The 26,720-nt window shown below is 74.4% G+C and carries 25 protein-coding genes, 1 tRNA gene and 1 other RNA gene; 20 read left to right on the top strand and 7 right to left on the bottom strand.

Translation table 11 applies throughout. The features are described 5' to 3' along the window. Window positions 1-5 precede the first annotated feature (5 nt). Entirely contained in the window at window positions 6-1,208 is a 1,203-nt protein-coding gene (locus ACI78Q_RS11775) for a M20 metallopeptidase family protein (RefSeq protein ID WP_456923554.1), read from the top strand. A gap of 52 nt (window positions 1,209-1,260) precedes the next feature. Here ACI78Q_RS11775 and aceE read toward each other — a convergent pair whose 3' ends face one another. After that, window positions 1,261-4,068: a pyruvate dehydrogenase (acetyl-transferring), homodimeric type gene (gene aceE / locus ACI78Q_RS11770; RefSeq protein WP_456923553.1), complete on the bottom strand. Its 2,808-nt coding sequence runs from the start codon at window positions 4,066-4,068 to the stop codon at window positions 1,261-1,263. Between the two features lie 386 nt (window positions 4,069-4,454). On the opposite strand from aceE, the gene ACI78Q_RS11765 reads away from it, so the two are divergent. The 5 genes from ACI78Q_RS11765 to ACI78Q_RS11745 all read left to right on the top strand — a co-directional run bounded on the left by ACI78Q_RS11765 (window position 4,455) and on the right by ACI78Q_RS11745 (window position 7,807). Next, window positions 4,455-4,880 (top strand): DUF3052 domain-containing protein, encoded by a 426-nt coding sequence (locus ACI78Q_RS11765; protein WP_097204297.1) that lies wholly within the window; start codon window positions 4,455-4,457, stop codon window positions 4,878-4,880. Window positions 4,881-4,928: 48 nt separating this feature from the next. Next, window positions 4,929-5,390, top strand: coding sequence for a peroxiredoxin (locus tag ACI78Q_RS11760; RefSeq protein ID WP_456923552.1), 462 nt, complete (start codon window positions 4,929-4,931; stop codon window positions 5,388-5,390). 74 nt (window positions 5,391-5,464) lie between these two features. Beyond that, window positions 5,465-5,536 (top strand) — tRNA-Val (locus tag ACI78Q_RS11755). Between the two features lie 211 nt (window positions 5,537-5,747). Next, window positions 5,748-6,995: an LLM class flavin-dependent oxidoreductase gene (locus tag ACI78Q_RS11750; RefSeq protein ID WP_456923551.1), complete on the top strand. Its 1,248-nt coding sequence runs from the start codon at window positions 5,748-5,750 to the stop codon at window positions 6,993-6,995. 11 nt (window positions 6,996-7,006) lie between these two features. Beyond that, a complete protein-coding gene (locus ACI78Q_RS11745) occupies window positions 7,007-7,807 on the top strand; it encodes an alpha/beta fold hydrolase (protein ID WP_456923550.1) in 801 nt (266 codons plus the stop codon). 51 nt (window positions 7,808-7,858) lie between these two features. Here the strand turns inward: ACI78Q_RS11745 and ACI78Q_RS11740 are convergent, their stop codons facing one another. After that, on the bottom strand, window positions 7,859-8,665 hold the full coding sequence (locus tag ACI78Q_RS11740) for an esterase/lipase family protein (RefSeq protein WP_456923549.1): 807 nt from the start codon (window positions 8,663-8,665) through the stop codon (window positions 7,859-7,861). A gap of 170 nt (window positions 8,666-8,835) precedes the next feature. Between ACI78Q_RS11740 and ACI78Q_RS11735 the strand changes: the two genes are divergently transcribed. Next, a complete protein-coding gene (locus ACI78Q_RS11735; RefSeq protein WP_456923548.1) occupies window positions 8,836-9,729 on the top strand; it encodes an alpha/beta fold hydrolase in 894 nt (297 codons plus the stop codon). Window positions 9,730-9,732: 3 nt separating this feature from the next. Here the strand turns inward: ACI78Q_RS11735 and ACI78Q_RS11730 are convergent, their stop codons facing one another. The 3 genes from ACI78Q_RS11730 to ACI78Q_RS11720 form a co-directional block, all read right to left on the bottom strand. After that, window positions 9,733-10,731: an NAD-dependent epimerase/dehydratase family protein gene (locus ACI78Q_RS11730; RefSeq protein WP_456923547.1), complete on the bottom strand. Its 999-nt coding sequence runs from the start codon at window positions 10,729-10,731 to the stop codon at window positions 9,733-9,735. Between the two features lie 22 nt (window positions 10,732-10,753). Continuing rightward, a complete protein-coding gene (locus ACI78Q_RS11725; protein ID WP_456923546.1) occupies window positions 10,754-12,163 on the bottom strand; it encodes a WS/DGAT/MGAT family O-acyltransferase in 1,410 nt (469 codons plus the stop codon). A gap of 86 nt (window positions 12,164-12,249) precedes the next feature. Beyond that, complete coding sequence (locus tag ACI78Q_RS11720) at window positions 12,250-14,160, bottom strand: FUSC family protein (protein WP_456923545.1); 1,911 nt, start codon at window positions 14,158-14,160, stop codon at window positions 12,250-12,252. Window positions 14,161-14,269: 109 nt separating this feature from the next. On the opposite strand from ACI78Q_RS11720, the gene ACI78Q_RS11715 reads away from it, so the two are divergent. The 7 genes from ACI78Q_RS11715 (at window position 14,270) to nadA (ending at window position 20,660) form a co-directional block, all read left to right on the top strand. Then, window positions 14,270-14,779: a GNAT family N-acetyltransferase gene (locus ACI78Q_RS11715; protein ID WP_456923544.1), complete on the top strand. Its 510-nt coding sequence runs from the start codon at window positions 14,270-14,272 to the stop codon at window positions 14,777-14,779. Window positions 14,780-14,820: 41 nt separating this feature from the next. Next, a complete protein-coding gene (locus ACI78Q_RS11710; RefSeq protein ID WP_456923543.1) occupies window positions 14,821-15,666 on the top strand; it encodes a Nif3-like dinuclear metal center hexameric protein in 846 nt (281 codons plus the stop codon). A gap of 41 nt (window positions 15,667-15,707) precedes the next feature. Then, the gene (locus ACI78Q_RS11705; RefSeq protein ID WP_456923542.1) at window positions 15,708-15,989 is read left to right on the top strand and encodes a DUF3311 domain-containing protein; all 282 of its coding nucleotides are present in this window, start codon (window positions 15,708-15,710) and stop codon (window positions 15,987-15,989) included. A gap of 3 nt (window positions 15,990-15,992) precedes the next feature. Continuing rightward, on the top strand, window positions 15,993-17,630 hold the full coding sequence (mctP, locus tag ACI78Q_RS11700) for a monocarboxylate uptake permease MctP (protein ID WP_456923541.1): 1,638 nt from the start codon (window positions 15,993-15,995) through the stop codon (window positions 17,628-17,630). 47 nt (window positions 17,631-17,677) lie between these two features. Then, window positions 17,678-18,418 (top strand): zinc ribbon domain-containing protein, encoded by a 741-nt coding sequence (locus tag ACI78Q_RS11695; RefSeq protein WP_456923540.1) that lies wholly within the window; start codon window positions 17,678-17,680, stop codon window positions 18,416-18,418. Next, a complete protein-coding gene (locus tag ACI78Q_RS11690) occupies window positions 18,415-19,509 on the top strand; it encodes a bifunctional RNase H/acid phosphatase (protein ID WP_456923539.1) in 1,095 nt (364 codons plus the stop codon). The genes ACI78Q_RS11695 and ACI78Q_RS11690 overlap by 4 nt, the downstream gene beginning before the upstream one ends. A gap of 119 nt (window positions 19,510-19,628) precedes the next feature. Next, window positions 19,629-20,660, top strand: a complete 1,032-nt coding sequence (gene nadA, locus ACI78Q_RS11685) for a quinolinate synthase NadA (protein ID WP_456923538.1) — start codon at window positions 19,629-19,631, stop codon at window positions 20,658-20,660. Between the two features lie 90 nt (window positions 20,661-20,750). On the opposite strand, the gene ACI78Q_RS11680 is transcribed toward nadA, so the two are convergent. Continuing rightward, window positions 20,751-20,969: a hypothetical protein gene (locus tag ACI78Q_RS11680; RefSeq protein ID WP_456923537.1), complete on the bottom strand. Its 219-nt coding sequence runs from the start codon at window positions 20,967-20,969 to the stop codon at window positions 20,751-20,753. Window positions 20,970-21,114: 145 nt separating this feature from the next. Then, complete coding sequence (locus ACI78Q_RS11675) at window positions 21,115-21,870, bottom strand: sulfite exporter TauE/SafE family protein (protein ID WP_456923536.1); 756 nt, start codon at window positions 21,868-21,870, stop codon at window positions 21,115-21,117. A 24-nt stretch (window positions 21,871-21,894) separates the two neighbouring features. Here ACI78Q_RS11675 and ACI78Q_RS11670 point away from each other — a divergent pair, with 24 nt between their 5' ends. The 6 genes from ACI78Q_RS11670 (at window position 21,895) to rnpB (ending at window position 26,328) form a co-directional block, all read left to right on the top strand. Then, on the top strand, window positions 21,895-22,254 hold the full coding sequence (locus ACI78Q_RS11670) for a DoxX family protein (RefSeq protein ID WP_456923535.1): 360 nt from the start codon (window positions 21,895-21,897) through the stop codon (window positions 22,252-22,254). A 53-nt stretch (window positions 22,255-22,307) separates the two neighbouring features. After that, on the top strand, window positions 22,308-23,834 hold the full coding sequence (locus tag ACI78Q_RS11665; RefSeq protein ID WP_456923534.1) for an MFS transporter: 1,527 nt from the start codon (window positions 22,308-22,310) through the stop codon (window positions 23,832-23,834). 4 nt (window positions 23,835-23,838) lie between these two features. Then, window positions 23,839-24,546: an alpha/beta fold hydrolase gene (locus tag ACI78Q_RS11660; RefSeq protein ID WP_456923533.1), complete on the top strand. Its 708-nt coding sequence runs from the start codon at window positions 23,839-23,841 to the stop codon at window positions 24,544-24,546. A gap of 30 nt (window positions 24,547-24,576) precedes the next feature. Further along, entirely contained in the window at window positions 24,577-25,137 is a 561-nt protein-coding gene (locus tag ACI78Q_RS11655; protein WP_456923532.1) for a dihydrofolate reductase family protein, read from the top strand. Window positions 25,138-25,152: 15 nt separating this feature from the next. Continuing rightward, entirely contained in the window at window positions 25,153-25,872 is a 720-nt protein-coding gene (locus tag ACI78Q_RS11650) for a PIG-L deacetylase family protein (RefSeq protein ID WP_456923531.1), read from the top strand. A gap of 54 nt (window positions 25,873-25,926) precedes the next feature. Continuing rightward, window positions 25,927-26,328, top strand: an RNA gene (gene rnpB / locus ACI78Q_RS11645) — RNase P RNA component class A. Window positions 26,329-26,720: the final 392 nt, after the last annotated feature.

Genomic DNA, 26,720 nt, shown 5'->3' with positions numbered 1-26,720 from the left:
GGGGCATGCCGACCTCTCCCGCCGACGTCCTCGCCGCGGCGCGCGCCGACGCCGACCGGACCGTGGACCTGCGCCGCCGGCTGCACCGTCACCCCGAGATCGGGCTGCACCTGCCGCGCACCCAGGCCACCGTGCTCGAGGAGCTGGCGAGCCTGCCGGTGGAGGTGACCGTCGGGAAGTCGACCAGCTCGGTCGTCGGCGTCCTGCGGGGCGCCCGCCCCGGGCCCACCTACCTGCTGCGGGCCGACATGGACGGCCTGCCGGTGCACGAGGACACCGGGCTGCCCTTCGCCTCAGAGGTCCCCGGCGCGATGCACGCCTGCGGCCACGACCTGCACGTGGCGATGCTGCTCGGCGCCGCCCGCCTGCTCGCCGAACGCCGCGACGAGCTGGCGGGGCAGGTCGTGCTCATGCTGCAGCCGGGTGAGGAGGGCTTCCACGGCGCCCGGTACATGCTCGAGGAGGGGCTGCTCGACGTCGTCCCGGAGGCGCCGGTGCGCGGGGCGTTCGCGCTGCACGTCTTCTCCACCCAGCCCAGCGGCGTGGTGAGCGTGCGGCCCGGGCCGATGATGGCCGCCGCCGACCACTGGATGGTGACCGTGCACGGGCGCGGCGGGCACGCCTCGATGCCGCACGCGGCGGCCGACCCGGTGCCGGTGGCCGCGGAGATCGTGCTCGCGCTGCAGTCGACGGTGACCCGTCGCGCGCCGGTGTTCGACCCGGCCGTGCTGACCGTCGCGCACCTCACCGCCGGCTCCACCGACAACGTCATCCCCGACACGGCGTTCCTGGAGGGCACCATCCGCACCCTGTCGGCGGAGCGGCGGGCCGACATGGTCGCCGGGGTGCAGCGCGTGGCCCGGCACGTGGCCGCGGCGCACGAGCTGACGGTGGAGTTCGAGCACCGCGAGGGCTACCCGGTGACGGTCAACGACCCGCACGCGGCCGAGTCGGTCCTCGCCACCGCGGCGGCGCTGTTCGGGGCCGAGCGCTGCGTCGTCGCGCGCGAGCCGCTCATGGGCGCGGAGGACTTCGCCTACGTGCTCCAGCACGTGCCCGGCGCGATGGCCTTCCTCGGCGCCTGCCCCCCGGGGACGGACCCTGCGTCGGCGGCCGGCAACCACTCCAACCTCGTCGTGTTCGACGAGGCGGTGCTCCCCGACGGCGCCGCCCTCCACGCCGGGATGGCCCTGGCGGCGCTGGCCTGAACGCCGGACGGCCCGCCTCCCCGAGGGGAGACGGGCCGCCGGCCCCTGCCGCTCAGGCGCTGGGCTGCTGCTCCGGAGTGGTGGTGGTGTCCTCCGGCGCGGCCTGCACGTCGCGGATCTGGTACTTCTCCACCGCCTGCCGGACCACGCCGCGGTCGACCTCGCCGCGCTTGGCCAGCTCGCCGAGGGTGCGCACGACGATCGACTCGGCGTCCACGTGGAAGTACCGCCGCAGCGCCGGGCGGGTGTCGGACAGGCCGAACCCGTCGGTGCCCAGCGTCGCCATCCCGCCGGGCACGTACGGCGCGATCAGGTCCGGCACCGCCCGCATCCAGTCCGACACGGCCACGACCGGGCCGGGCGCGTCCTGCAGCTGCTGCGTGACGTAGGGGACCTGCGCCTCCTCCTCCGGGTGGAGCAGGTTGTGCTCGTCGGCCGCGTCGGCCTGCCGGCGCAGCTCCGTCCACGACGTCACCGACCACACGTCGGCCGAGACGCCCCAGTCGTCGGCCAGCAGCTCCTGCGCGCGCAGCGCCCACGGCACCGCGACCCCCGAGGCCAGCACCTGCGCCTTGGGACCGTCACCCCGGCCGGGGGCGTAGCGGTACATGCCGGCCAGCACGCCCTGGACGTCGAGGCCCTCCGGCTCGGCCGGCTGGTTGTAGGGCTCGTTGTAGACCGTCAGGTAGTACATGACGTCCGGCGAGCGGGAGCCACCGAGCGGGGCGCCCGGGTCCTCGCCGTACATCCGGCGCAGGGCGTCCTTGGTGATGTGACCCAGCTCGAAGGAGAACGCCGGGTCGTAGCAGACGACGCCGGGGTTGGTGTGCGCCAGCAGCAGCGAGTGGCCGTCCTCGTGCTGCAGGCCCTCGCCGTTGAGCGTCGTCCGGCCGGCGGTGGCCCCGAGCAGGAAGCCGCGGGCCATCTGGTCGGCGGCGGCCCAGAAGGCGTCGCCGGTCCGCTGGAACCCGAACATCGAGTAGAAGATGTAGATCGGGATCATCGGCTCGCCGTGCGTGGCGTACGACGTGCCGACAGCGGTGAACGACGCCGCGGAGCCGGCCTCGTTGATGCCCTCGTGCAGGATCTGGCCCTGCTCGGACTCCTTGTAGGCGAGGATCAGCTCGCGGTCGACCGACGTGTAGCGCTGCCCGTGCGGCGAGTAGATCTTCTGCGACGGGAACATCGCGTCCATGCCGAAGGTGCGGGCCTCGTCGGGGATGACCGGCACGAACCGCGGACCGAGCTCGGGGTCCTTGAGCAGCTCCTTGAGCAGGCGGACGAACGCCATCGTCGTCGCCACCTCCTGCTTGCCGGAACCACGCCGGAGGACGTCGAAGGACTTGTCCTCCGGCGCCTTGAGCGTCTTGAACTCCGACCGGCGGCGCGGGACCGCCCCGCCCAGCTGCCGACGCCGCTCGAGCATGTACTGCATCTCGTCGGAGTCCGGCGCGGGCTTGTAGTACGGCGGCAGCGTCTTGTCCAGCGCCTCGTCGGGGATCGGCAGGTAGAGCCGGTCGCGGAACGCGGCGAGGTCCTCGGCGGTCAGCTTCTTCATCTGGTGGGTCGAGTTGCGGCCCTCGAAGTGGCTGCCCAGCGTCCAGCCCTTGATGGTCTTCGCGAGGATGACCGTCGGCTGGCCCTTGTGCTCCACGGCGGCCTTGTAGGCGGCGTAGAGCTTGCGGTAGTCGTGGCCGCCGCGGGAGAGCGCCCAGATCTCCTTGTCGCTCATCCCCTCGACCATCTTGCGGGTGCGCGGGTCGCGCCCGAAGAAGTGCTCGCGGACGAACGCGCCGTCCTCAGCCTTGTAGGTCTGGTAGTCACCGTCGGGCGTGGTGTTCATCAGGTTCACCAGCGCGCCGTCGCGGTCGGCGGCCAGCAGCGGGTCCCACTCCCGGCCCCAGATCACCTTGATGACGTTCCAGCCGGCGCCGCGGAAGAAGGACTCGAGCTCCTGGATGACCTTGCCGTTGCCGCGCACCGGGCCGTCGAGCCGCTGCAGGTTGCAGTTGACGACGAAGGTGAGGTTGTCCAGCTCCTCGCGGGCGGCCAGGCCGATCGCGCCGAGGGACTCCGGCTCGTCCATCTCGCCGTCGCCGAGGAACGCCCACACGTGCTGGTCGGAGGTGTCCTTGACGCCGCGGGAGTGCAGGTAGCGGTTGAACCGCGCCTGGTAGATCGCGTTGATCGGGCCCAGGCCCATGGAGACGGTCGGGAACTCCCAGAACTCCGGCATCAGCCGCGGGTGCGGGTAGCTCGACAGCCCGCCGCCGGGGTGGCTGACCTCCTGGCGGAAGCCGTCCATCTGCTGCTCGCCGAGGCGGCCCTCGAGGAAGGCGCGGGCGTAGATGCCGGGGGAGGCGTGCCCCTGGAACCAGATCTGGTCGCCGCCGCCGGGGTGGTCCTTGCCGCGGAAGAAGTGGTTGAACCCGACCTCGTACAGCGAGGCCGACGAGGCGTAGGACGAGATGTGGCCGCCGACGGCGATCCCCGGCCGCTGGGCGCGGTGGACCATGATCGCGGCGTTCCACCGGATGTAGGCCCGGATGCGCCGCTCGACGTGCTCGTCGCCGGGGAACCACGGCTCACGCTCGGGCGGGATGGTGTTGATGTAGTCGGTGCTGCGCAGGGAAGGCACGCCGACCTGCTGCTCCCGGCTGCGTTCCAGCATGCGGAGCATCAGGTAGCGGGCCCGGCCGCGGCCGGCGTGCTCGACGACGCCGTCCAGGGACTCCAGCCACTCCTGGGTCTCGTCCGGGTCGATGTCGACCAGCTGACTGGGGAGCCCGTTGGTGATGACCGCGCGGGCCTTACCTGCATCGCGGGCGGGGTCCCCGTCCGACTGCTGCGGTGCGCTCATGCGCACATCGTCCCCCGCGGGCCCGTCCGGCGTCACCCGGCCGCCCACGTGTCGGGACGGCGCGGCGGCGCGGTGCCGTTCCGCGAGAGGTTGCACCTGACCAGGCATGCCCTACGCTTCCGCCAACGTCCGACCGGGACCCCCGGCCGGACGGGGCGCCTCGACCACGGAGGTGCGGGCACCGGTGCGGACGGAGAGGGGTGACATGACCAGGCTGCGGGGAACGTTCCCGCTGGTCGTGTCCGGCCCCGGCGGCGTCCGTCCCAGCCGCCGCGCGTGCGGCACGGGTCCGTGCCCGTGAGTCCTCGCCCAGCAACCCGCTGCCGGACGGTGCACGATCGTGCCCACCGGTCAGCAGCATCGGAACCCATGGAGGATCAGCAGGGATGAGCGTCGACTCGGGCAGCGCCAGCATGGCGGCCCGGCTGGGCATCAAGCCGGGCATGGTCGTGCAGGAGCTCGGCTGGGACGAGGACGCCGACGAGGACCTGCGCGACTCGATCGTCGAGGTCTCCGGTGGCGAGATGGTCGACGAGGACACCGACGAGGTGGCCGACGTGGTGGTCCTCTGGTGGCGCGAGGACGACGGCGACCTGTTCGACGCCCTGACCGACGCGATCACCTCCCTGGCCGACGACGGCGTCGTCTGGCTGCTGGTGCCGAAGTCCGGGCGGCCGGGCCACGTCGAGCCCGGCGACGTCACCGAGGTGGCACCGACCGCCGGCCTGTCCCAGACCAGCAGCATCTCCGCGGCCAAGGACTGGTCGGGCATCCGCCTGGTCACCCCCAAGACCGCCCGCAGCCGCCGCTGAAGGAGGCCCCAGGCCGGTTCCGGTGGCCGGGTGGGGCACGATCGGCCCATGAGCCTCTCCGTCGGCGACGTCGCGCCCGAGTTCAGCCTCCCCGACCAGGACAAGCAGGTCGTCTCCCTGAGCGAGCTGCGGGGCACGCCCGTGCTGCTGGTCTTCTACCCCTTCGCCTTCTCCGGCATCTGCACCGGTGAGCTGTGCCAGCTGCGGGACGAGCTCACCACCTACACCGACGCCGGCGTCACGGTGCTCGCGATCAGCACCGACCCCGTGTTCAGCCTCAAGGCGTTCAAGGCCCAGGAGAGCCTGGACTTCCCGCTGCTGAGCGACTTCTGGCCGCACGGCGAGGTGGCCCAGGCCTACGGCGTGTTCAACGACAAGGCCGGCATGGCGGTGCGCGGCACCTTCCTCGTCGACGCCGAGGGGAAGATCGCCTTCGCCGAGGTCAACGCCCCCGGTGACGCCCGCGAGCAGTCCGGCTGGAAGGACGCGGTGGCGAAGATCGCCGCCTGAGCGGTCGGGGAGGGCCGGGCGCGTCCCGGTCCTCCCCCCGACCCGGCGCCCGGGGCCCTTACCCTGGGCGCGCGGGGCGCGTAGCTCAGCGGGAGAGCTCTCGCCTTACAAGCGAGCGGTCGCCGGTTCGATCCCGGCCGCGCCCACCCATCCCGCCCCATCCCCTCCGTGCCGGTCCCGCCGTGCCGCGGCCGCGCGTCCTCGCGCCGCGCCGCCCGCCCGGGCGGTGGCCATCCGCCTGCGGCCGTTGACACGGCGCGACGATCAGTGCTGGGGTGCCGGTGGTGTGACCCGAGTCACACCGTTCTCGGAACACCCGCACCGATCCGCGCGCGCCGACTCAGCCAAGGGATGGCCATGAAGTCGATCTTCTTCCACCTGATGCCCTACCGGGATCTCCCGGCGGACTTCGAGCAGCGTTACGAGAGCATCTGGATCACCCCGCCCAACACCGAGCTGTGCGACCCCGAGAAGGTCGCGCAGTACTACCAGTGGAACCTCGACGAGCTGGAGCTGGCCGACCGGCTCGGCTTCGACGGGGTGGGCGTGAACGAGCACCACCAGAACGGCTACGGCTTCATGGCCTCGCCGAACATCATGGCCGCCTCGCTGGCCCGCCGGACGCCGAACAACAGCGCGATCATGGTGCTCGGCAACACGCTGGCCCTGTACTCCCCGGCGACCCGCGTCGCCGAGGAGATGGCGATGCTCGACGTCCTGTCCAACGGGCGCCTGGCGGCGGGCTTCCCGGTCGGCACGTCGATGGACGTGAACTTCTGCTACGGGGTGCCGCCGACGCAGACCCGGCCGCGGTTCCGGGAGGCCGAGGAGCTGATCATCCAGGCCTGGACCAAGCAGGGGCCGTTCTCCTTCAACGGTCAGTACAACCAGCTGCGCTACGTCAACCCGTGGCCGCAGCCGCTGCAGAAGCCGCACCCGCCGGTGTGGCTGGCCGGCGGCGGGTCGGTCGAGACCTGGGAGCTGGCGGCCAACAAGAACTACACGTACAGCTACCTGTCGTTCTTCGGCGCCAAGTTCGGCAAGAAGCTGATGGACGGCTTCTGGGCGAAGATGGACGAGATGGGGGTCGACCGGAACCCCTTCCGTGCCGGCTTCGCGCAGCAGATCTGCGTCTCGGAGACCGACGAGCGCGCGGAGAAGGAGTACCTCGAGCACGTCTCGTACTTCTTCAACAAGTGCCTGCACATCCCGCCGTACTTCTTCGAGGCGCCGGGCTACCGCACCCGCAAGAGCACCGAGTTCGCCATCAAGACCAACCAGCCCGGCGCCATCGCCGCGGCCGCCGCACTGGAGAAGAACTGGAAGACCCTCAACGAGGAGGGCTTCATCATCGCCGGCAGCCCGACCACGGTCGCCGACCGGCTCATCGAGGTGGCGAAGAGCCTGCGCGTCGGCAACCTGCACGCGCTGCTGCAGATCGGCTCGATGCCGCACGAGCTGACGAAGAAGAACATCACCCTCTTCGCCGAGGAGGTCATGCCCCGGATCCGCACCGTGTGGGACGCCGAGGGCTGGACCCACGAGTGGTGGCCGTCGGGGGCCGCCGTCCGAGCCGTCACCGAGCCCGCCGGCGCCCAGGCCTGAGGAGGAGACCGATGACCACCACCGCACCCGCGCAGGTCGACGAGCGCATCGTCGAGGTCGGTCCGATGCAGGCCCGCGTCCTCGTCGCCGGGACCGGCGACCCGGTCGTGTTCCTCCACGGCGCCGGCGGCCTGGTCTGGGACCCGCTGCTCGAGGCGCTCGCGGCCGGCCACACCGTCTACGCCGTCGAGCACCCCGGGGCCAACGACACCGAGGCGCTGGCGAAGCACCTGCCCGGCATCTGGGAACTGGTGCTGTTCTACGACACCCTGCTGGACTCCCTCGGACTGGACCAGGTGCAGGTCGTCGGCCACTCGTTCGGCGGGATGGTCGCCGCCGAGCTGGCGGCCAACAGCCCGCGGCGCGTCTCCCGGATGGTGCTGATCGCGCCGATCGGGTTCTGGCGGGAGGACAAGCCGATCCCCGACATCGCCGGGATCCCGCCGGAGGCGCTGCCCGGGGTGTGCCTGGCCGACGCGTCCAGCCCGCTGGCCGGCATGCTGACCCCGCCGGCCGACGATCCCCAGGCGCTGTTCGAGGCCGCCATGCGGATGGCCAGCATCCTGCACTTCATCTGGCCGCTGCCCGACAAGGGCCTGAGCCGGCGCATCCACCGGGTCTCCGCACCGACGCTGCTGGTCTGGGGCGCGCAGGACAAGCTCGTCGACCCCGTGTACGCCGAGGAGTTCACCTCCCGCATGCGGGACGCGCGCCTGGAGCTCGTGCAGGACGCCGGTCACCTGCCGCACCTGGAGCAGCCGGAGAGGACCCGGGACCTCGTCCTCGGCTTCCTCGACCAGCGGGAGGCCTGACCGCGGTGTCCTGCCCCCGCCGCTGCGTGCGGCGGGGGCAGGACGCAGGCCTCAGGCCGCGGCGGCCGGCCGCTGCTGCGCGGTGGCGGGTACGTCGGGCCGGGGGAAGGCCGGGCGGAGCACCAGCGGCGGGCGGAACGGCGCCCAGGTGCCCTCCGGCTGCGCCAGCCGGTCGGCGATGGCCCAGAGGGCCGCCGGGTGGTGGCCGAGCCCGAGGTGGCTGGCGAGGACGGCGATGTTCTCGCACCGCGTCCCCGGGGTGTCCAGGCAGGTCTCCCAGTGGACGATGCCGTCGAGGTGGGAGTAGATCGACGTCGCGGGCACCGGCAGCGGCGAGGCGTCGGGCTCCAGTGGCAGCACGCGGTGCTCCACGTGCAGGTGGCTGTAGCGGTCGAACACCTTCGAGGCGTGGCTCTGGCTGTGCCGGGTCAGCCGGAAGGGGCTGCCCAGGGTGATCACCTGGCGGACCGAGTCCGGCGTCCGGCGGGCGAGGTCGCGGGCGAAGATGCCGCCGAGGCTCCACCCGACGAGGCTGACCGGTCGGCCGTACCGGTCGCTGAGGTCGTCGACCCGGTCGCGCATGCCCTGGACGCAGCGCGCCGTGGGGCCGATGTTGCGGCCCAGCCGCCAGCCGTGGACGCGGTAGTCCAGCCGGCGCAGCACCGAGCGCAGCACCCGGGTGGAGGTGTCGTCGCCCAGCAGGCCGGGCAGCACCAGCACCGGATGGCCGTCGCCGTGCGGCAGCCGCGGCACCAGTGCCGGGCGGGTGGCCAGGTAGAGCCCCAGGTCGGCGACCGCACGCCCGGGTTCGGTCAGGTACAGCGGGATGGCCGGGCCATCGCCCCGCAGTCGTGCCACGTCGTCCTCCTCGCCGGCCGACCGTGTCGATCGGCCCTCCGCCCGGTACCACCCGGGGAGGCCCGCGACACCCGGACGCCCCCACCCGGACACATCGGCAGTGTGACTGTGGCCTGTGACACAACGCGCCGGTCCGGGCGCGCCGGTCGAGGGCGTGGAACCGTACGGGCGTGGACGACACGAGCGCGCCCGGGCGCAGCCTGACCGTGGACCTGGGCGGTCCGGTGCACTACGTCGACTTCGGCGGCCGCGACGACGGCCCGATCGTCGTCCTCGTGCACGGGCTGGGCGGCTCCCACCTCAACTGGGACCTGCTCGCGCCGCTGCTCACCTCGCACGCGCGGGTGTACGCCCTCGACCTGCCCGGTTTCGGCCGCAGCGAGCCGGGCGGCCGGACGGCGCGGGTGCGGGACAACGTGGCGGTGCTCGACCGCTTCGTCCGCGACGTGACCGGCGCTCCGGTGGTGCTGGTCGGCAACTCGATGGGCGGGATGATCTCGCTGCTCGAGGCCGCCCGCGCCCCGGCGCGGGTGAGCGGTCTGGTGCTCGTCGACCCCGCCGTCCCGGGCCCCCGCGGCCGGCTGGACCCCGTGGTGGCCCGGGACTTCCTCGTCTACGCCCTGCCCGGGGTGGGGGAGCGCTACCTCGCGGCGCGGCACCGCCGGCGAGGTGCGCGGGGCAGCGTCACCGACCTGCTCGAGGTCTGCGGGGTCGACCCCGCCACGGTGCCGCCGGGGCTCATCGACCGCTCGGCCGCGCTCATCGACGAGCGGCAGGACGTCGCCGGCATGGACCGCGCCTTCCTCGCCGCGGCCCGGTCGCTGCTGCTGCTCCTGGCCGACCCGCGGCTGGTCCGGCGGGCGATGGCGGCCGTCGACGTCCCGGTGCTGCTCGTGCACGGCGACCGCGACCGACTGGTGCCGGTGTCCGCGGCCCGCGACGTCGCCCGCCGGCACCCCGACTGGACGTACGTGGAGCTCGCCGAGGTCGGGCACGTGCCGCAGCTGCAGTGCCCCGAGCGGCTGGCCGGGCACCTGCTCGACTGGCTGCCCGGCGTGGCCTGAGGATCACCGCAGGGTGGCCCGCAACGCCTCCAGCCCGGTCCAGTGCGGCCGCCACCCCAGCCGCTCCTTGGCGCGGGAGGTGTCCATGATCGCCGGCCGGCTCAGCGCCTCCACCCACTCGGCGACCGGCGGCAGGAACGGCAGCCGGGCCAGGGCGCGGGCGGTCAGCTGGGTGGGCGTGGCCGGCAGGGGGACGGGCAGCGCGCCGAGCTCGCGGACGACGTCGACCGCGGTGAGCACGCCGTCCCCGGCGATGTTGTAGGCCCCGGGCGGGCCGGCGCCGACGACGCACAGCTGCAGCGCGCGGCCGACGTCCTCCTCGTGGACGAACTGCACCGGCAGCTCGGGGACGAGGACGGGCAGCGGCAGCGGAAGCCGGCGGGGGTGGCCGAGCAGCCGCCGGCCCAGCGGCGCCAGGGGCCCGGGCAGCACCTGCTTGGCGCCGACCGCGTGCGGGCCGAGCACCACCGTCGGGCGCAGCAGGTACAGCGCCAGGTCCGGGGTGGCGGCCGCCTCGGCGTCGAGGAGGTGCTCGAGCTCGGCCTTCTCCCGGGCGTAGAACAGCCGGGCGGCCGGGCGCACCGGCCAGTCCTCGCCGATCCGCTCGGGGTTGTCCGCGTGCCAGCCGTAGGCGGCGACGGACGAGGCGTGCACGAACCGGCGGGCGCCGGCGTCGGCCGCGGCCCGGAAGACGGTGAGCGTGCCGTCGACGTTGATCGACCGCACCGTCCGTCGCGGGGCGTTGCCGGTGACGTGGAACGCCAGGTGGACGACGACGTCGGCGCCGGACAGCGCGGTCCGCATCGCGGCGGCGTCGCGGACGTCGGCCCGGCGGTACTCGACCTTGGTCCAGCCGTACTCGGCCGGGTCGAACGGCCGCCGGGCGATGCCGACGACGCGCCGGACCCGGTCGTCGGCCTGCAGCAGCGGCAGCAGCCCGGCCCCGAAGGTGCCGGTGGGGCCGGTGACGGCGACGGTCAGGTCGGTGTCAGGCGCGGGCATCTCCCACTCTCCCGGTCGTTCGTCAGGTCGCGGCCGAGGCGGCGGCGTCGCGGGCCGCGGCGACCAGCTCGTCGACCCCGCGGCGGATGCCGCGGGCCAGGACGTCGACGTCGGGGAAGGCGTCGAAGTCGGCGTTGATGCCGAAGGTCATCGTCTGCAGGTAGGAGAAGATGCCGATCGAGACGCGCATGCCGCCGGCGATCGGCACGTAGGCGTGCGCCGAGCACATCCGCCGGCCCAGCACGTAGAGGGGCACACGCGGGCCGGGCACGTTGGTGGTGACCGTCTGGCCGAGCACCTGGCCGGTCGCCAGCGCCGCCCGCACGCCCAGCGAGAGCAGCGTGGGCGCCACGAAGTCGCCCATCGCGATGATCGAGCGGGCGTCGACCGCCGCGAGGGTGCGCTTGTGGTCGTCCATCTGCCGGCGCACCGAGGCCAGCCGCGCCACCGGGTCGGGCTCGCCGACCGGCAGGTCGACGAAGACGGCGGAGATCCGGTTGTCCAGGGTGTTGCGCTCGCCGGCCTGGCGCACCGACACGGGCACCATCGAGCGCACCACCAGCTCGTCGCGCAGGTCGCCGCGCCGCTCCAGCAGGTCCCGGAAGCCACGGGTGATCCCGGCGAGGACGACGTCGTTGACGGTGCCGCCCAGCGCCGCGCGCACGCCCCTGAGCTCGGCCAGCTGCGCCTCGGTCCACGCCCAGCGCCGGTGCGGGCCGATCGGGCCGTTGAGCGACCGGGCGGTGGGGCCGGCGGCGCGGCGGGCGGCCGCCGGGAGGCCGGCCGCGAGCTGGCGGCCGGCGCGGACCGCGTCCTTGGACACCTGCGTCAGGCTGCCGGCGCCCGGCAGCCGGGTGAACTGGCGCAGCGGGTGCGTGACGGCGTCCTGCACGGCGCCGGCGACGACCGAGAGGCTCGACGGGGTGCGCTGCGGCGTCCAGTCCTGGGGCTCGGCGTGGGTGGCGTCCGGGGTCAGGTCGAACACCAGCTGCATGAGGTCGGTGCCGGCGACGCCGTCGACCATGCAGTGGTGCACCTTGGATATCAGCGCCCAGCGGCCGTTCTCCAGGCCCTCGACCAGGTAGAGCTCCCACAGCGGCTTGGCGAGGTCCAGGCGCTGGCCGAGGACGCGACCGGCGAGGTTGCGCAGCTGCTCGTCGCCACCCGGGCTCGGGACGGCGGTGTGCCGCACGTGGTAGAGGATCTGGAAGTGCGGGTCGTCGACCCACACCGGCCGGCCGAGCTGCAGGGGGACCTCCCGCACGCGCTGCCGGTAGCGGGGGACCAGGGGCAGCTTGGCCAGCAGCAGCCGGACCACGTCGCCGTAGGAGGGGGCCGGGCCCTCGAACACCGACACCGACCCGACGTGCAGCGGCGTGTTCTCGCTCTCCGCGTAGTAGAAGCCGGCATCGGTCGGGCTCAAGCGGTCCACGGTCAGCTCCCCGCCTCTCGTCGTCCTCGCTGGGGGCTGCAAGCCGACCACGGTGGCGCCGGTCGCGTCCACCGGGACCGCGCGGGTCATCCCTCCCCGGGGCGAGGGCGGCCGGGGGCGGCGTCGCGGACCAGCCGGCGGGCGGCGTCCACCTCGCGGGCCACGGGGGCCAGCACCCCCTCGGCGTGGATCTCGGCGTCGTCCGGCGCGCGGTGGGCCTCGATGTCGGCCTCCAGCTCCCGGATGGCGCGGCGGAGGACGGCGACCTGCGCGAGGTCGGGCGCCGGCTCGCCCTGGCGGGTGGAGATCACGGCCTCGGTGACGGCGTCCGAGGTCCGCTCCAGCTGCACGATCACCGGCCAGAACGCCGCGGCGCGGGTGCTCACCGGCGGCGGCTCGGCCAGCCGGCGCTGCAGTTGGGTCTGCAGCTCGGTGAGGGCCCGGTAGTTGCGGCGGCGGGCGCGGCGCCGCTCGACGGGACCGCCGGTGAAGGCGGCCTTGACGAAGGCGTCGAGGGCCAGCGCGGCGTCGCGCAGCGCCTCGTCCAGCGGGGCCCGCCAGGTCTGCGGCCAGAGGAGGTAGCCGAAGACGAGCACGATCGCGCAGCCGATGAGGGTGTCCACCAGGCGGGCGCCGACCAGGCCCGGGTCGCTGGGCAGCGCGAGGTCGAGCAGCAGGATGATGACCGGCGTCTGGAAGACCGAGAACAGGCCGAAGTTCGCCGCCCGCGCCCAGGGCAGGACGGCGGCCGCCGCCGCCATGGCCACGAGCACCCAGCCGTTGCGGGGCAGCACCGCCAGCAGGGCCGAGCCGAGCAGGACGCCGAGCAGGGTGCCCGCACCGCGCTGCACGGCCCGGCCGAAGACCGACCCGTAGTCCGGCTTGAGCACGATCGCGACCGTCAGCAGCACCCAGTAGGGGCGCTGCACGGGCAGGTACTGCCGGGCGACCTCGGCGATCGTCATGCACAGCGCCAGGCGGAGGGCGAAGTCGCGGGTGTCCCGGCTGCCGAAGGTGCGGTCGACGAGCTCCCGCAGCCGGGTGCGCAGGTCCACCTCGGGGCGCGGGGCGGCGGCACCCGCCCGCTCCTCGGGGTCGCCGACGACGTTCCACACCAGCCGGACGCCGTGCCGCACCGCCCGGCGGGCCGGCGACCCGTCCTCCAGGGCCGGCGGGCGCTCGGCCGGCAGGTCGCGGGTGCCGTTGAGCGTCGCGGCCAGCGCGTGGACGGCGGTGACGTCCTGCGGGTCGGCCGGGACGCCGGCGCGGGCGGCGGCCACCGTCCCCTCGACCAGCGGCGCGGCCGCGTTGAGCACCCCGGCCAGCTCGGAGAGCTCCCGGCTGCGGCCCGCGGAGTGGCTGCGGCTGCGGATCACCCGGTCGTAGGCGGCGTTCAGCGCCGTGGTGAGGTCCCGCCGCGCGTCGTCCGACCGCGGGGTGCCGCTGGCCGTGAGCAGCTCGCCGATGCGGGTGAAGACGGCGGCGACGGCGGTGCGGTCGGGGTCGAGGACCTCGGTGCGGGCCTGGACCAGCGCGGTGAGCGTCGCCCAGGCGGCCCCGGCGAGGAAGAAGCCGATCTCCTGCGCCGTGGACAGCGCCGTGACCAGACCGGAGGAGAGCGCGGTGTACACGAGCAGCTGGAGGGCGCCCAGCGACAGCGCCGCGTTGATGCCGCTCACCAGCGCCGCGACGACCGACAGCAGCGCGATGACGACGACCGGCTGCCACCCGCCGCCGGTGGCGTACTGGCCGGCCAGCAGGCCGACGGTGCCGAAGCCGACCGCGGCGGCGATGCGGCGCAGCCGGTCCCGCAGCGGCCCGGCCTGGGGTGCGAGGGTCGTGACGAGCGCGCCCATGGTGCCGAACACGCCCGCCGCGAGGGCCGGCCCCGGCTGGACACCGCCGCCGACGACGACGGCCAGCGCGAGCGGGGCGGGGATGGAGACCGCGTACCGGACGACGTCGCGCCACGGCACCGGGGGGCGCTTGGTCCGCACCAGCTCCTCGAGCCACGCCGGTGCCCGCGGGCCCCTCTCCGCCACGGGTCCCGAGCTTTCCATCCCGGTCGGTGGCCCGCGTGCGCCGCTCCTCGGGCAGGCTGCCGCCGTGAGCGACGTCCCGGCGGTGCGGGTCGCCACCGCCGCCGACCTGCCCGGGCTGGCGGCGGTGGAGCTGGCCGCCGACGGGTTGTTCCGCGCCCGCGGCGTGCTCGACCTGCCGCCTCCACCCGCGGTGGAGGAGCGGGCGGCGGCCTGGCGGGTGCTCGTCGCGGGGCGGCCGGTCCTCGGGTTCGCCGTCCTGGAGCGGGTCGACGGCGACGTCCACCTGGAGCAGCTGTCGGTGCACCCCGGCGCGATGCGCCGGGGGATCGGGGCGGCCCTGCTGGCCGCGACCGTCGCGGCGGCCCGGGAGGCCGGCGCCCGGCGGGTCACCCTGCTCACCTACGCCGACGTCCCGTGGAACGCGCCCTGGTACGCCCGGCACGGCTGGCGGGAACTGCCGCACCCGGGGCCGGGACTGCGGGCGCTGCAGGACGCCGAGCGCGCGCTCGGCCTGGACCGGCACGGACGGCGGGTGGCGATGGCGCGGCCCGTGTCGCCGGCACCGACCCCATGATCGACAGGGGGAGGCGGGCGGCGCTCACCTACAGTCCGGCCGTGACCGTGACGCTGGGGGAGGTCGTCGCCGCCCTGGAGGCCCGCTACGACCCCGCGCTCGCCGAGGAGTGGGACGCCGTCGGGCTGGTCTGCGGGGACCCCGACGAGCCGGTGCAGCGGGTGCTGTTCGCCGTCGACCCCGTGGCGGCGGTCGTCGACGAGGTGGTCGAGACCGGGGCGCAGCTGCTGGTCACCCACCACCCACTGTTCCTCGGGGCCGTCCACGGGGTGCCGGCGAGCGACCCGAAGGGCCGCCTGGTGCACCGGCTGATCCGGGCCGGTGCGGGCCTCTTCGCCGCGCACACCAACGCCGACCGGGCGCCGGACTCCGGGGTCAACGACGCCCTCGCCGGCGCGGTCGGGCTCGTGGACGCCGTCCCGCTGCAGCCGACGCCCACCGACCCGCGGGCGGGCCTGGGCCGCGTCGGCCGGCTGGCCGAGCCGATGTCGCTGCGCCGGTTCGCCGCCCACGTCGGGGCCGTCCTGCCGTACACCACGGGTGGCGTCCGCGCCGCCGGCGACCCCGACCGCCGCATCGAGAGGGTCGCCGTCTGCGGCGGCAGCGGGGGCTCGCTGCTCCCCGCCGCGGCCGCCGCCGGTGCCGACGTCCTCCTGACCAGCGACCTGCGGCACCACCCCGTCTCGGAGGCGCTCGAGACCAGCGGTCCGGCGCTGTGTGACGTGGCACACTTCGCCTCCGAGTGGCCCTGGCTGCCGGTCGCGGCGGACGTGCTCCACCGCGACCTGTCCGGGCGGGTGGAGGTGGCCGTCTCCCGGCGCCGCACCGATCCCTGGACGTGGCACGCCGCGGGTGACGGGGACCCGGCCGCGGCCGCGGCCGGCTGAGGCCGAGGGGCCAGCCGACCCCTCGGGGGAGGGGGCCGGAGATGACGACCGCATCGACACCGCCCAGGGACGTCGCGCCCCGGCGCAGTGACCGCAGCCCGTGGAACTGGCTGCTGCTGGTCCCGATCGTGGTGCCGCTGATCGTGCCGCTCTACAACCGCGTCGAGCCGACCCTCTTCGGCTGGCCGTTCTTCTACTGGGCCCAGCTGGCGTTCGTCGCCGTCGGCGTCCTCACCACGGTCGTCGTCCACCGGGCGACGCGGCGGGGCAGGCCCGGGCGGGACGCCGCGCGGGAGCCCGTCGCACGAGACCCGGAGCGCTGAGCCGTGGACGGGGTCAACGTCGTCGAGCTCGTCATCGTCGTCGTCCTCTTCCTCGTCGTCACCGTGATGGGGTTCGTCGCCGCGCGGTGGCGGCGCGCGGAGAGCCTCATGCACCTCGACGAGTGGGGTCTGGGCGGCCGCAGTTTCGGCTCCTGGATCACCTGGTTCCTGCTGGGCGGCGACCTCTACACCGCCTACACGTTCGTCGCCGTCCCGGCGCTCATGTTCGGCGCGGGCGCGGCGGGCTTCTTCGCCGTCCCCTACACGGTCGTGATCTACCCGCTGGTCTTCCTGGTGATCATCCGGCTGTGGTCGGTCAGCCACGTGCGCGGCTTCGTGACGCCGGCCGACTTCGTGCGCAGCCGGTTCGACTCCCCGACGATGGCGCTGCTCGTGGCCATCACGGGCATCGTCGCGACGATGCCCTACATCGCGCTGCAGCTGGTCGGGATCGAGGCCGTGCTCAAGGCGATGGGGGTGGAGGGCGAGCTGCCGCTGATCGTCGCGTTCGTCATCCTGGCGCTGTACACGTACAACTCCGGACTGCGGGCGCCCGCGCTGATCGCCTTCGTCAAGGACACCCTGATCTACCTGACGATCATCGTCGCGGTGATCGTCATCCCGGTGGAGCTCGGGGGCTGGGAGGCGATCTTCGGCGCCGCGGAGGAGAAGTTCTCCGCCACGTCCGGTGTGCTGCTGCCGGCGTCGGGCCAGCTGGGCTACGCGACGCTGGCGCTGGGCTCGGCGCTCGCCCTCTTCCTCTACCCGCACTGCATCACCGGCGTGCTGGCCGCGAGCAGCCGCGACGTGCTCAAGCGCAACATGAGCGCGTTGCCGGCCTACAGCCTGGCGCTCGGCCTGATCGCGCTGCTGGGCTACATGGCCATCGCCGCGGGCGTGGAGCCGATCGGCGGAGACGGCAACACCGTCGTCCCCGTGCTGTTCCAGGAGATGTTCCCCAGCTGGTTCGCCGGCATCGCGTTCGCGGCCGTGGGCATCGGCGCGCTGGTCCCGGCCGCCATCATGTCGATCGCGGCGGCGAACCTGTTCACCCGCAACATCTACAAGGAGTACCTGAAGAAGGACGCCACCCCGCACCAGGAGGCCCAGGTCGCCAAGGTGACCTCGCTGGTGGTGAAGGTCGGCGCGGTGGCCGCGATCCTCTTCATCGACCCGCAGTTCTCGATCGACCTGCAGCTGATCGGCGGGGTGATCATCCTGCAGACGCTGCCCGCGGTGGCGCTGGGCCTCTACACGCGGTGGCTGCACCGCGGCGGGCTCGTCGCCGGCTGGGCGGCCGGCATGGCCGCGGGTCTGCTCATGCTCTACAACATCCCGCGGCTGGGGCCGGACGGCGCGATCGTCCGGGAGCACTTCGGTGGGTCGTCGTTCCCGCTGGCGAAGCTGGGCCTGGACACGACGTGGAGCGTGTACGCCGGCATCCTCGCGCTGCTGGTCAACCTGCTCGTCGCCGTCCTGGTCACCCTGGCGCTGCGCGCGGCGAAGGTGGACGACGGCGTCGACGGGACCGCGGAGACCGACTACACCGCCGAGCGGGAGGACCCGACCGTCCGCGACCTGCCCGACCCGCTGGCGTCCGCGCCTCCGGGAGCGCCGGGGGAGCCCTCCGGGCGGAGGTAGTCGGAGGACTCCCCGTGGCCGGGGCGGTGCCCCGGTAGTTTGGCCGGGTGAAGGCCGACCACTTCGACCAGCAGAAGCTGCTCGTCCTCGCCGCCGAGGACGTCGCGCTGTCCCAGCTGGCCCACCGCGGGCGCACGCTGCCGGAACTGGCCGCGGTCGACAGCGCGGCCGAGGCCGAGCGGGAGTTCGCCGAGCAGGTGGTGCGCGCCGAGACCGAGGTGCGCGACCTGCAGCGCGACGTCAAGCGGCTGGAGGGCGACGTCGACACCGTCCGTCAGCGCGCGGCCAAGGACCAGAAGCTGCTGGACTCCGGCAGCGTCGCCGCCAAGCAGATGACCGACCTGCAGCACGAGCTGGACTCGCTGGCCCGCCGCCAGTCCGACCTCGAGGACCAGGAGCTCGAGCTCATGGAGCAGCTCGAGACCGCCGAGGCCACGCTGGCCCGCGCCCAGGAGGGCCGGGCGAAGGCGGTGGCCGACCGGGAGCGGGCCGAGCAGCTCCGCGACGACGCCCTCGCCGACATCGCCGAGGGCACCACCCGGCACGAGGCCGCCCGGAGCGCCGCCGCGGCCGCCGTCCCGGCCGACCTGCTGGCGCTGTACGAGCGGATCCGCACCCAGACCGGCGGCACCGGCGCGGCGATGCTCAAGGCCCGCCAGTGCCAGGGCTGCCGGCTGGAGCTGTTCGGCCGCGAGCTCGCCGCCGTCCGCAACGCCGACCCGCACGAGGTCGTCCGCTGCGACAACTGCGGCCGGATCCTCGTGCGCACCGCGGAGAGCGGGCTGTGAGCCGCGAGGTCATCGTCGAGGCCGACGGCGGCTCACGGGGCAACCCCGGTCCGGCGGGCTACGGCGCGCTGGTCCGCGACGCGCGCACCGGGAAGGTGCTCGCCGAGCGGGCCGAGTCGGTCGGCCGGGCCACCAACAACGTCGCGGAGTACGGCGGCCTGGTCGCCGGGCTGCAGGCCGTCCTGGACCTGGACCCGAGCGCCGAGGTGGAGGTCCGCATGGACTCCAAGCTCGTCGTGGAGCAGATGTCGGGTCGCTGGAAGGTGAAGCACCCCGACATGCAGAAGCTGGCGCTGCAGGCCCAGCAGATCGCCCGGCAGCTCGGCGGCGTCCGCTACACGTGGGTGCCGCGGGCGCAGAACAGTGCCGCCGACGCCCTCGCCAACAGCGCGATGGACGGCCGCCCCGTGCGCCGCGACCTCGCCGCCGAGCCGGCGACGACCGAGGACGACGTCCAGCCGGTCGCCGCGCCCGCGCCGGCCGTCACCACGGTCACGCACCTGCTGCGCCACGGCCGCACCGAGCACACCCCCGAGCGTCGGTACAGCGGCCGCAACGACCTGCCGCTGTCGGCGACCGGGCGCGCCGAGGCCCAGGCCGCCGCCAAGCGGGCCGAGGAGCTGGGCATCGAGGTCGTCGTCTCCTCGCCCCTGCGGCGCGCGCGCGAGACCGCGGAGATCGTGGCCGGGGCGCTGGGGCTGCCGGTACAGGTCGACGACGACCTGGTGGAGCTGGACTTCGGCCGGCTCGAGGGGCTCACCGCCGACGAGGCGCGCGCCCAGCACCCGCTGGCCACCCGCCGGTTCTCCGAGGGCGTCACGGTCGCGGCCCCGGGCGGGGAGTCGGTGGCCGACGTCAGCGTCCGGGTGGGGCGGGCCCGCGCCCGGGTCCTGCGCGAGCACGCCGGGAAGACGGTGCTCGTCGTCAGCCACGTGACGCCGATCAAGCTGCTGCTCGCGGCCGGCCTCGACGTGCCCGACGACGTCGTCCACCGGGTGTTCCTCGAGGCGGCGTCCTTCTGCACCGTCGCGTGGAGCTCCGACGGGCGTTCCGCCGTCCGGCTGGTCAACGACACGAGCCACCTGCGCTGAGCCGGCTCCCCGGCCGGGAAGGGGCGGTCGGGGAGCGGCGTTGCACGAGGTGCCCCGCACCACACTCGGCCACCGGTGCGGTGGATCATGGTGCTGCACGCCCACACCCGAGGAGTTCCGTGACCGCCACCATCGCGCCCGCCACGTCCGCCGTCGTCGGTGACGAGCGCACCCTGTCGTCCGCCGAGTACGAGAGCTGGGCGGCCGAGGTGCGCCGGCTGGCCGACGAGCGCGGCGCGGTGATCCTGGCGCACAACTACCAGGTGCCCGAGATCCAGGACGTCGCCCACTTCACCGGCGACTCCCTGTACCTGTCGCGGGTCGCGGCGCAGACCGACGCCCGCGAGATCGTCTTCTGCGGCGTCCACTTCATGGCCGAGACGGCGAAGATCCTCTCGCCGGACAAGACCGTGCTGCTGCCCGACCACGCCGCCGGTTGCTCCCTGGCCGACTCGATCACCGCCGAGCAGCTGCGCGAGTGGAAGGCTCAGCACCCCGGCGCGGTCGTCGTCAGCTACGTGAACACCACCGCGGCGGTCAAGGCCGAGACCGACATCTGCTGCACGTCGTCCAACGCCGCCGACGTGATCCGGTCCATCCCGGCCGAGAAGGAGATCCTCTTCTGCCCCGACCAGTTCCTCGGCGCGCACGTCAAGCGCGTCACCGGGCGGGAGAACATCCACATCTGGGCCGGTGAGTGCCACGTGCACGCCGGCATCAGCCCCTCCGACGTGCGCGCGCAGGTGGCCGCGCACCCGGACGCCGAGATCCTCGTGCACCCCGAGTGCGGCTGCACCACCTCGGTGCTGGACCTGGTCAGCCACGGCGACCTGCCGGCCGAGCGCACGCGGGTGCTCTCGACCGGCGGCATGGTCGAGGAGGCGGCGAGGACGTCGGCGAGGCAGGTGCTGGTCGCCACCGAGGTCGGCATCCTGCACCAGCTGCGGGCGCTCAACAGCGGCACGCAGTTCATCCCGATGAACGACCGCGCCGCCTGCCGCTACATGAAGATGATCACGCCGGAGAAGCTGCTGCAGACGCTGCGCACCGGGGAGGGCGCCGTGGACGTCGACCCCGGGACCGCGGCCCGGGCCCGGCGGGCCGTCGAGGCGATGATCGCGATCGGCGAGCCCGGCCGCGGCGGGGAGTAGGAGAAGGACCCCCTGCCCCCCACCGCTCGCAGGCTCGCGGCGGGACCCTGCAGGGGGCCGGGGACCGGAGGTGGGCTCGTCGGCCGGCGGTCAGTTGCGGACGGCGGTGGAGAGGTCGGCGACGATCGCCCGGAAGGTGCGGGTGTCCACCTCGTCGTCGACGGTGACCCGCACGATGTCGGACACCTGCTGCTCGGAGGTGGGCCGGACGGCGGCCACGCGGGCGGCGGCGACCAGGTGCAGCCGCTGCGCCCGGGCGGCGGGGCTCTCGGGGGCGGTCGGGACCGGGGGGAGTCGGTTCTCGCGCATGGGCCGACGGTAGGCAGCCGGAGCCGCCCGGCGGGGCACCGCGAGCGCGTGTCCGCGGTGCCGGTGGACCCGTCCGTCACACGCGTCAGCGGGGTCAGACCCGTAACGCCGCCCACAACGCCGCCCGTGCCCCGTGGAGACAGGGTCAGATGCGGGTGAACAGGTAGCCCGAGACGGCGACGCCGAAGACGACGATGAACACCCGCAGCGGGGTCGCCGGGATGCGCCGGGCGATCCGCGCGCCGACGAACCCGCCCAGCAGGCTGGCCGGGGCGGCGACGGCGACCACGAGCCAGTCCACCGGTCCCCAGATGCCGAAGACGACGAGGGTGACCGTGGCGGTGACCGCCGACAGCGCCGACTTCAGCGCGTTGGCCAGCTCGAGCCGGTGCAGCCCCACCCCGAGGACGCCGACGAGGATGACCCCGAGCGCGCCGCCGAAGTACCCGCCGTAGACGGTGGCCAGGAACAGCGCCGCGTGCAGCCACCACGGGTCGCGGCGGGGGGCGCCGTCCTCGGCCCCGCGCAGCCGCCGGGTGAGCAGCGGCTGCACCGCCAGCAGCAGGCTGGCCAGCAGGACCAGCACGGGGACGACGACGTCGAAGGCCTCGGTGGGGGTGGTCAGCAGCAGCACGCTGCCGGCCGTGCCGCCGAGCAGCGCGACCAGCCCGAACCGCAGCAGCCGCCCGCGCTGGCCGGCGTACTCGCGGCGGAAGCCCAGCATCCCGCCGAGGTAGCCGGGCCACTGGGCGATCGAGTTGGTGACGTTCGCGGCCACCGTGCCCAGCCCGAGCGCCACCAGGGTGGGGAACAGGATGAGCGACCCGCCACCGGCGACGGAGTTGATGACACCGGCGACGAGGGCGACGCCCGCCGTGATGGCCAGGTCGAGGGCGGACACGGACGGCGAGCCTACGGTGGGCCGGTGGGACTCCCGGGCAGGGCGAGGGTGCTGCTGGCCGCGCTGGGCGGGTCGGGCGTGCTGCACCTGGTGCGGCCGCGGACCTTCGAGTGGCTGGTACCGCCCGAGCTCGGCGACGCGCACACCTGGGTGACCGCCACGGGCGTGGCCGAGATCGGGGCAGCGGCGCTGATGGCCGTCCCGCGGACCCGCCGGCTCGGGGGCTGGACCGCCGCGGCGCTGCTGGTCGCCTTCGTCCCGGCGCACCTGCACACGTTCCGGGTGGTGCCGCACCGGCCGGTGCCGCTGGCGCTGGCCGCCGTCCGGCTGCCGGTCCAGTGGCCCCTGGTGCGCGTGGCGCTGCGGGTGGCGCGGGAGCGGTGAACTCCACGGCGAGCGGTCGGTTGCACTCTGCACCGGCAGGGCACCCTGGGCCGGTGCGCACGTGGCTGCCGCTGGTCGCGATCTGTACCGGCACCTTCATCCTGCTGATCGACATCACGATCGTGAACGTCGCCCTGCCCGCCCTGGCGACGGACCTGTCGACGTCCTTCGACCAGCTGCAGTGGGTGGTCGACGTCTACGCGCTGGCCCTGGCCGCACTGGTGCTCGGCGCCGGCTCGGTCGCCGACCTCTACGGACGCCGCCGCGTGTTCCTGATCGGCCTGGTCGTGTTCGCGTTCGCCTCCCTGGCCTGCGGGCTGGCGCCGAGCGCGGGCTGGCTGGTGGCGGCCCGGGGGCTGCAGGGCGTCGGCGGGGCGGCGATGTTCGCGACCACCATCGCGCTGATCAACGACAGCTACGAGGGCCGCGACCGGGGGACGGCGTTCGGCGTGTGGGGCGCGGTGGTCGGTGCGGCCGCGGCGCTGGGGCCGATCGTCGGCGGTGCCCTCACCGAACTGTCGTGGCGCTGGATCTTCTTCGTCAACCTGCCGGTGTGCGCGTTCGCCGTGGTGCTGACCCTCGCCGTCGTCGGTGAGTTCCGGCAGTCGGCGGCACCCCGGCCCGACGTCCTCGGGATCGCGCTGTTCACCGCCGGTGCCGGAGGGGTCGTCTACGGGCTGGTCGAGGCCGCCGCCGCGGGCTGGGGGGAGCCGCAGGCGTGGGGGCCGCTGGCCGGTGGCCTCGCCGTCCTCGCGCTGTGGGTCGCGGTGGAGCTGCGCCGGAAGGCGCCGATGCTCGACGTCCGGCTGTTCGCGAACCGGTCGTTCACCGGGATCATGATCGGCGCCCTGCTGCTGAACCTGTCCGCGTTCTCCGAGCTGGTCTACGCCTCGCTGTGGCTGCAGTCGATCGAGGGCCTGTCGCCGCTGCGGGCCGGGCTGGTGTTTATCCCGCTGTCGTTCATGAGCTTCGCCGTCGCCGCCGGCACCGGACGGTTCCTGCAGACCCGGTCGCCGCGGCTGGTGCTCGGGTCGGGGCTGGTCCTCATCGGGATCGGCGCGCTGCTGTTGGCGTTCGTGGACGCCGGCTCGAGCTGGACGGTGCTGGTCCCCGGCCTGGCCGTCATGGGCATCGGGGTGGGGGCGTCCAACCCGACGCTGGCCTCGGCCGCGCTGGCCGCGGTGCCGCGCGAGCGCAGCGGCATGGCCTCCGGCGCGGTCAACACCGCCCGCCAGCTGGGCCTGGCGGTGGGGGTGTCGATCCTCGGTGCGGTGTTCACCGCGTCCGCGGGGGCGACGCTGCGCGACGGCGGGGTGCCCGACCCCGCGGGGACGGCGGCGGCGCTCTCCGGCGGGCAGGCCCCGGCGATCGTGGCCGGCGCCGACCCGGCCGCCCGACCCGCGCTGGGCGAGCTGGTCTCCGCCGCCTACGCCGACGGGCTGCGCGACGCGTTCCTCGCCTGCGGGGCGGCGGGCCTGGTGGGCGGCCTGCTGGTGTTCTGGCTGGTGCGCGCCGGGGCGCCGGCCGCGCACCGGCAGGCGGCCCCGGAGGCCGGCCGGGAGCCCTCCCCGGCACGATGACCGGATGACCGACATCGTCCTCGTCCACGGCGCCTGGCACGGGGCCTGGTGCTGGCGGCGGGTGCTGCCGCTGCTCTGGGCCGCCGGGCACCACGTCGTCCCGGTGACCCTGTCCGGGCTGGGGGAGCGGGCCGCCGCCCTGTCACCGGCGACGACGCTCGACACCCACGTGCAGGACGTCGTGAGCGCCGTCCGGGCCGAGGAGTGCCGGGACGCGGTCCTGGTCGGCCACAGCTACGGCGGCATGGTGGTCACCGGGGCGGCCGACCGGCTGGGGAACGAGGTGCGGCGGCTGGTCTACGTCGACGCCGTCGTCCCGACGCCCGGGGAGAGCTGGTCGACCCGCAACCCGCCGGAGGCGCAGGCGGAGCGGCGGGCGGCGGTCGCGCGCGACGGGGTGATCCCGCCACCGCCGGCGTCGGTGTTCGGGCTCGCCGGGGAGGACGCCGCGTGGGTCGACCGGCGGCAGACCCCGCAGCCCGGCGGCGTCTACGACGACCCCCTGCACTTCGACGCCGCGCGGTGGGCGGCCCGCCCTCGGACGTTCGTCGACTGCACCTCCCCGCCGCTGCCGACCATCGAGCCGTCGCGGCGGCTGGTGCGCGAGCAGCCCGGCTGGGAGGTCGTGGAGCTGGCCACCGGGCACGACCCGATGGTCAGCGCGCCGGAGGAGCTGGCCGCCGTGCTGCTGGAGGTCGCCGGGCGCCGATGAGTTCCGGCCCGCCGCCGAGTCGGATCGGGCATGGGACAGGTGGTCATCACCCAGAACAGCACCCTGGACGGCGTGGTCGAGGCCCTCGACGGGTGGTTCGACCCGCAGGGGGACGAGGAGGACACCGCCGACGTCCTCGCGGTCGTGCAGCAGCAGATGGCCGGCCAGACCGGCTTCCTGGTCGGCCGGCGGACGTTCGAGGCCATGCGCGGCTTCTGGCCGGCCCGGACCGACGACCGGACGGGGATCACCCGGCACCTGGACGGGGTCCGGAAGTTCGTCGTCTCCCGGACCCTCGGAGAGCCGGGGTGGGCGAACACGCGCGTGCTGTCCGGCGACCCCGTCGAGGAGGTGTGCGCGCTGCGGGCCGCGTACGACGGCGAGATCGGCGTGACCGGCAGCATCACGCTGTGCCACGCGCTGATCGGGGCGGGGCTGGTCGACGAGTACCGGCTGTTCGTCTTCCCCCGCGTGCTCGGCCGCGGCCGCCGGCTGTTCCCCGACGGCGTCGACGTCCCGCTGGAGCGGATCGGCGCGCAGGAGTTCCGCGCCGGGACGACGCTGCTGACCTACCGGCCGACGGCCGGCTGACGGGACACTGCCGCCATGCCGACCCAGCCCATGCCCGCCGACTGGCAGCGGGCCCTCGTCGTGGCCGCCCACCCCGACGACATCGAGTACGGCCTCGCCGCCGCGGTCGCCGTCTGGACCGCGGCCGGCAAGGAGGTCCACTACCTGCTGGCGACCCGCGGGGAGGCGGGCATGGCAGGCGTGCCGCCGGAGGAGGCGGGGCCCCTGCGCGAGGAGGAGGAACGCCGGTCGGCCGCCGCGGTCGGGGTCAGTGAGGTCGAGTTCCTCGGCCTGCGCGACGGCCGGCTGGTCGAGGGGCTGGACCTCCGGCGGGCCATCGCGGGGGCCATCCGGCGGCACCGGCCGGAGCTCGTGGTCACCGGCTACTTCGGCCCGACGTGGACGCCGCCCGGCCTGTCGCCCGCGTACGTGAACTCCGCCGACCACCGGGCGCTGGGGCAGAGCGTGCTCGACGCGGTCGCCGACGCGGGGAACGAGTGGATCTTCCCGGAGCTGACCGAGCCGCGATGGGGCGGTGTGCAGTACATCGCGGTGAGCGAGATGCTGGACCCGCCGCACGAGGTGGACGTCGGCGACCAGGTGGACGCCGCGGTCGCCTCCCTCTGCGAGCACCGCCGGTACCTCGAGCTGATCTCGACCGACCCCGTCGAGGAGCAGGCACGTCAGATCGTCGACATGGCGACCCTCACCGAGGACGGCCGACGGCGGGTCGGGTTCCGTCTCTACTGGGGCTGACGGCCTCGTCCGTCCCCTGACCCGGGCCGTTCACTAGACTGGGCTCACGACGGACGAGTCGGCTGGGCGGTCGCGTCGGCGGGGGAGACCCCGTCGCCGAGGAACGTCCGGGCTCCACAGGGCAGGGTGGTCGCTAACGGCGACCCGGGGTGACCCGCGGGACAGTGCCACAGAGAACAGACCGCCAGCGCGTGCGCTGGTAAGGGTGAAACGGCGGTGTAAGAGACCACCGCACACCGGGTGACCGGTGTGGCTCGGTAAACCCCACCCGGAGCAAGGTCGAGAGGGACGGCGGTCGCACCGCCGTCCTGCGCAGGCGTTCGAGGGTTGCCCGCCCGATGCCTGCGGGTGGACCGCTGGAGCCTGCCGGCAACGGCAGGCCTAGATGGATGACCGCCCATCGGGAGGCCGCGAGGCACCCGGGGACAGAACCCGGCGTACAGGCCGACTCGTCCGTCGTCCCCCGCTGACCAGCCCTTCTGCAGCCTCCGGTTGCGGCGGCAACGCGAGGCACGCTCCGTCAAGCCCCCAGCACGCGTAGTCGTACGACCCCGCATCTGGGGGTGCTCCGCCTCCCGGCCGGGAGGCAACGTGACCCCCGCGACGGGTCGCTCGCCTCTCCCCCGTGGGCGAGCGGCCCGTCGCACCCGAACAGCGCGAGGGGGACGTCGATGGTCTGGTGGATGTGGCCGCTCCTGGCGTGGCTGCCCTTGTCCGCCGCGCTGTGGTCCGGCTGGCGATGGGCCACCGCGAGCGCGGAGGAACCTGAGGAGCACCGGGCGCCTCGGGCGTCGGCCGCCGGGTGGGCCGATGCCGGTGCTGTCCGGGAGCGGCCCACGCAGGGGAGC

The sequence above is a fragment of the Geodermatophilus sp. SYSU D00705 genome (assembly GCF_054050135.1).
Note: the sequence above shows the minus strand (reverse complement) of the source record. Positions and strands in the feature narration are given on the sequence as shown.

Coding starts and splice junctions, on each gene's coding strand:
- ACI78Q_RS11775 (WP_456923554.1), top strand. CDS start 6: ATGCCGACCTCTCCCGCCGACGTCCTCGCCGCGGCGCGCGCCGACGCC.
- aceE (WP_456923553.1), bottom strand. CDS start 4,068: ATGAGCGCACCGCAGCAGTCGGACGGGGACCCCGCCCGCGATGCAGGT.
- ACI78Q_RS11765 (WP_097204297.1), top strand. CDS start 4,455: ATGAGCGTCGACTCGGGCAGCGCCAGCATGGCGGCCCGGCTGGGCATC.
- ACI78Q_RS11760 (WP_456923552.1), top strand. CDS start 4,929: ATGAGCCTCTCCGTCGGCGACGTCGCGCCCGAGTTCAGCCTCCCCGAC.
- ACI78Q_RS11750 (WP_456923551.1), top strand. CDS start 5,748: ATGAAGTCGATCTTCTTCCACCTGATGCCCTACCGGGATCTCCCGGCG.
- ACI78Q_RS11745 (WP_456923550.1), top strand. CDS start 7,007: ATGACCACCACCGCACCCGCGCAGGTCGACGAGCGCATCGTCGAGGTC.
- ACI78Q_RS11730 (WP_456923547.1), bottom strand. CDS start 10,731: ATGCCCGCGCCTGACACCGACCTGACCGTCGCCGTCACCGGCCCCACC.
- ACI78Q_RS11705 (WP_456923542.1), top strand. CDS start 15,708: ATGACGACCGCATCGACACCGCCCAGGGACGTCGCGCCCCGGCGCAGT.
- ACI78Q_RS11680 (WP_456923537.1), bottom strand. CDS start 20,969: ATGCGCGAGAACCGACTCCCCCCGGTCCCGACCGCCCCCGAGAGCCCC.
- ACI78Q_RS11660 (WP_456923533.1), top strand. CDS start 23,839: ATGACCGACATCGTCCTCGTCCACGGCGCCTGGCACGGGGCCTGGTGC.
- ACI78Q_RS11655 (WP_456923532.1), top strand. CDS start 24,577: ATGGGACAGGTGGTCATCACCCAGAACAGCACCCTGGACGGCGTGGTC.
- ACI78Q_RS11650 (WP_456923531.1), top strand. CDS start 25,153: ATGCCGACCCAGCCCATGCCCGCCGACTGGCAGCGGGCCCTCGTCGTG.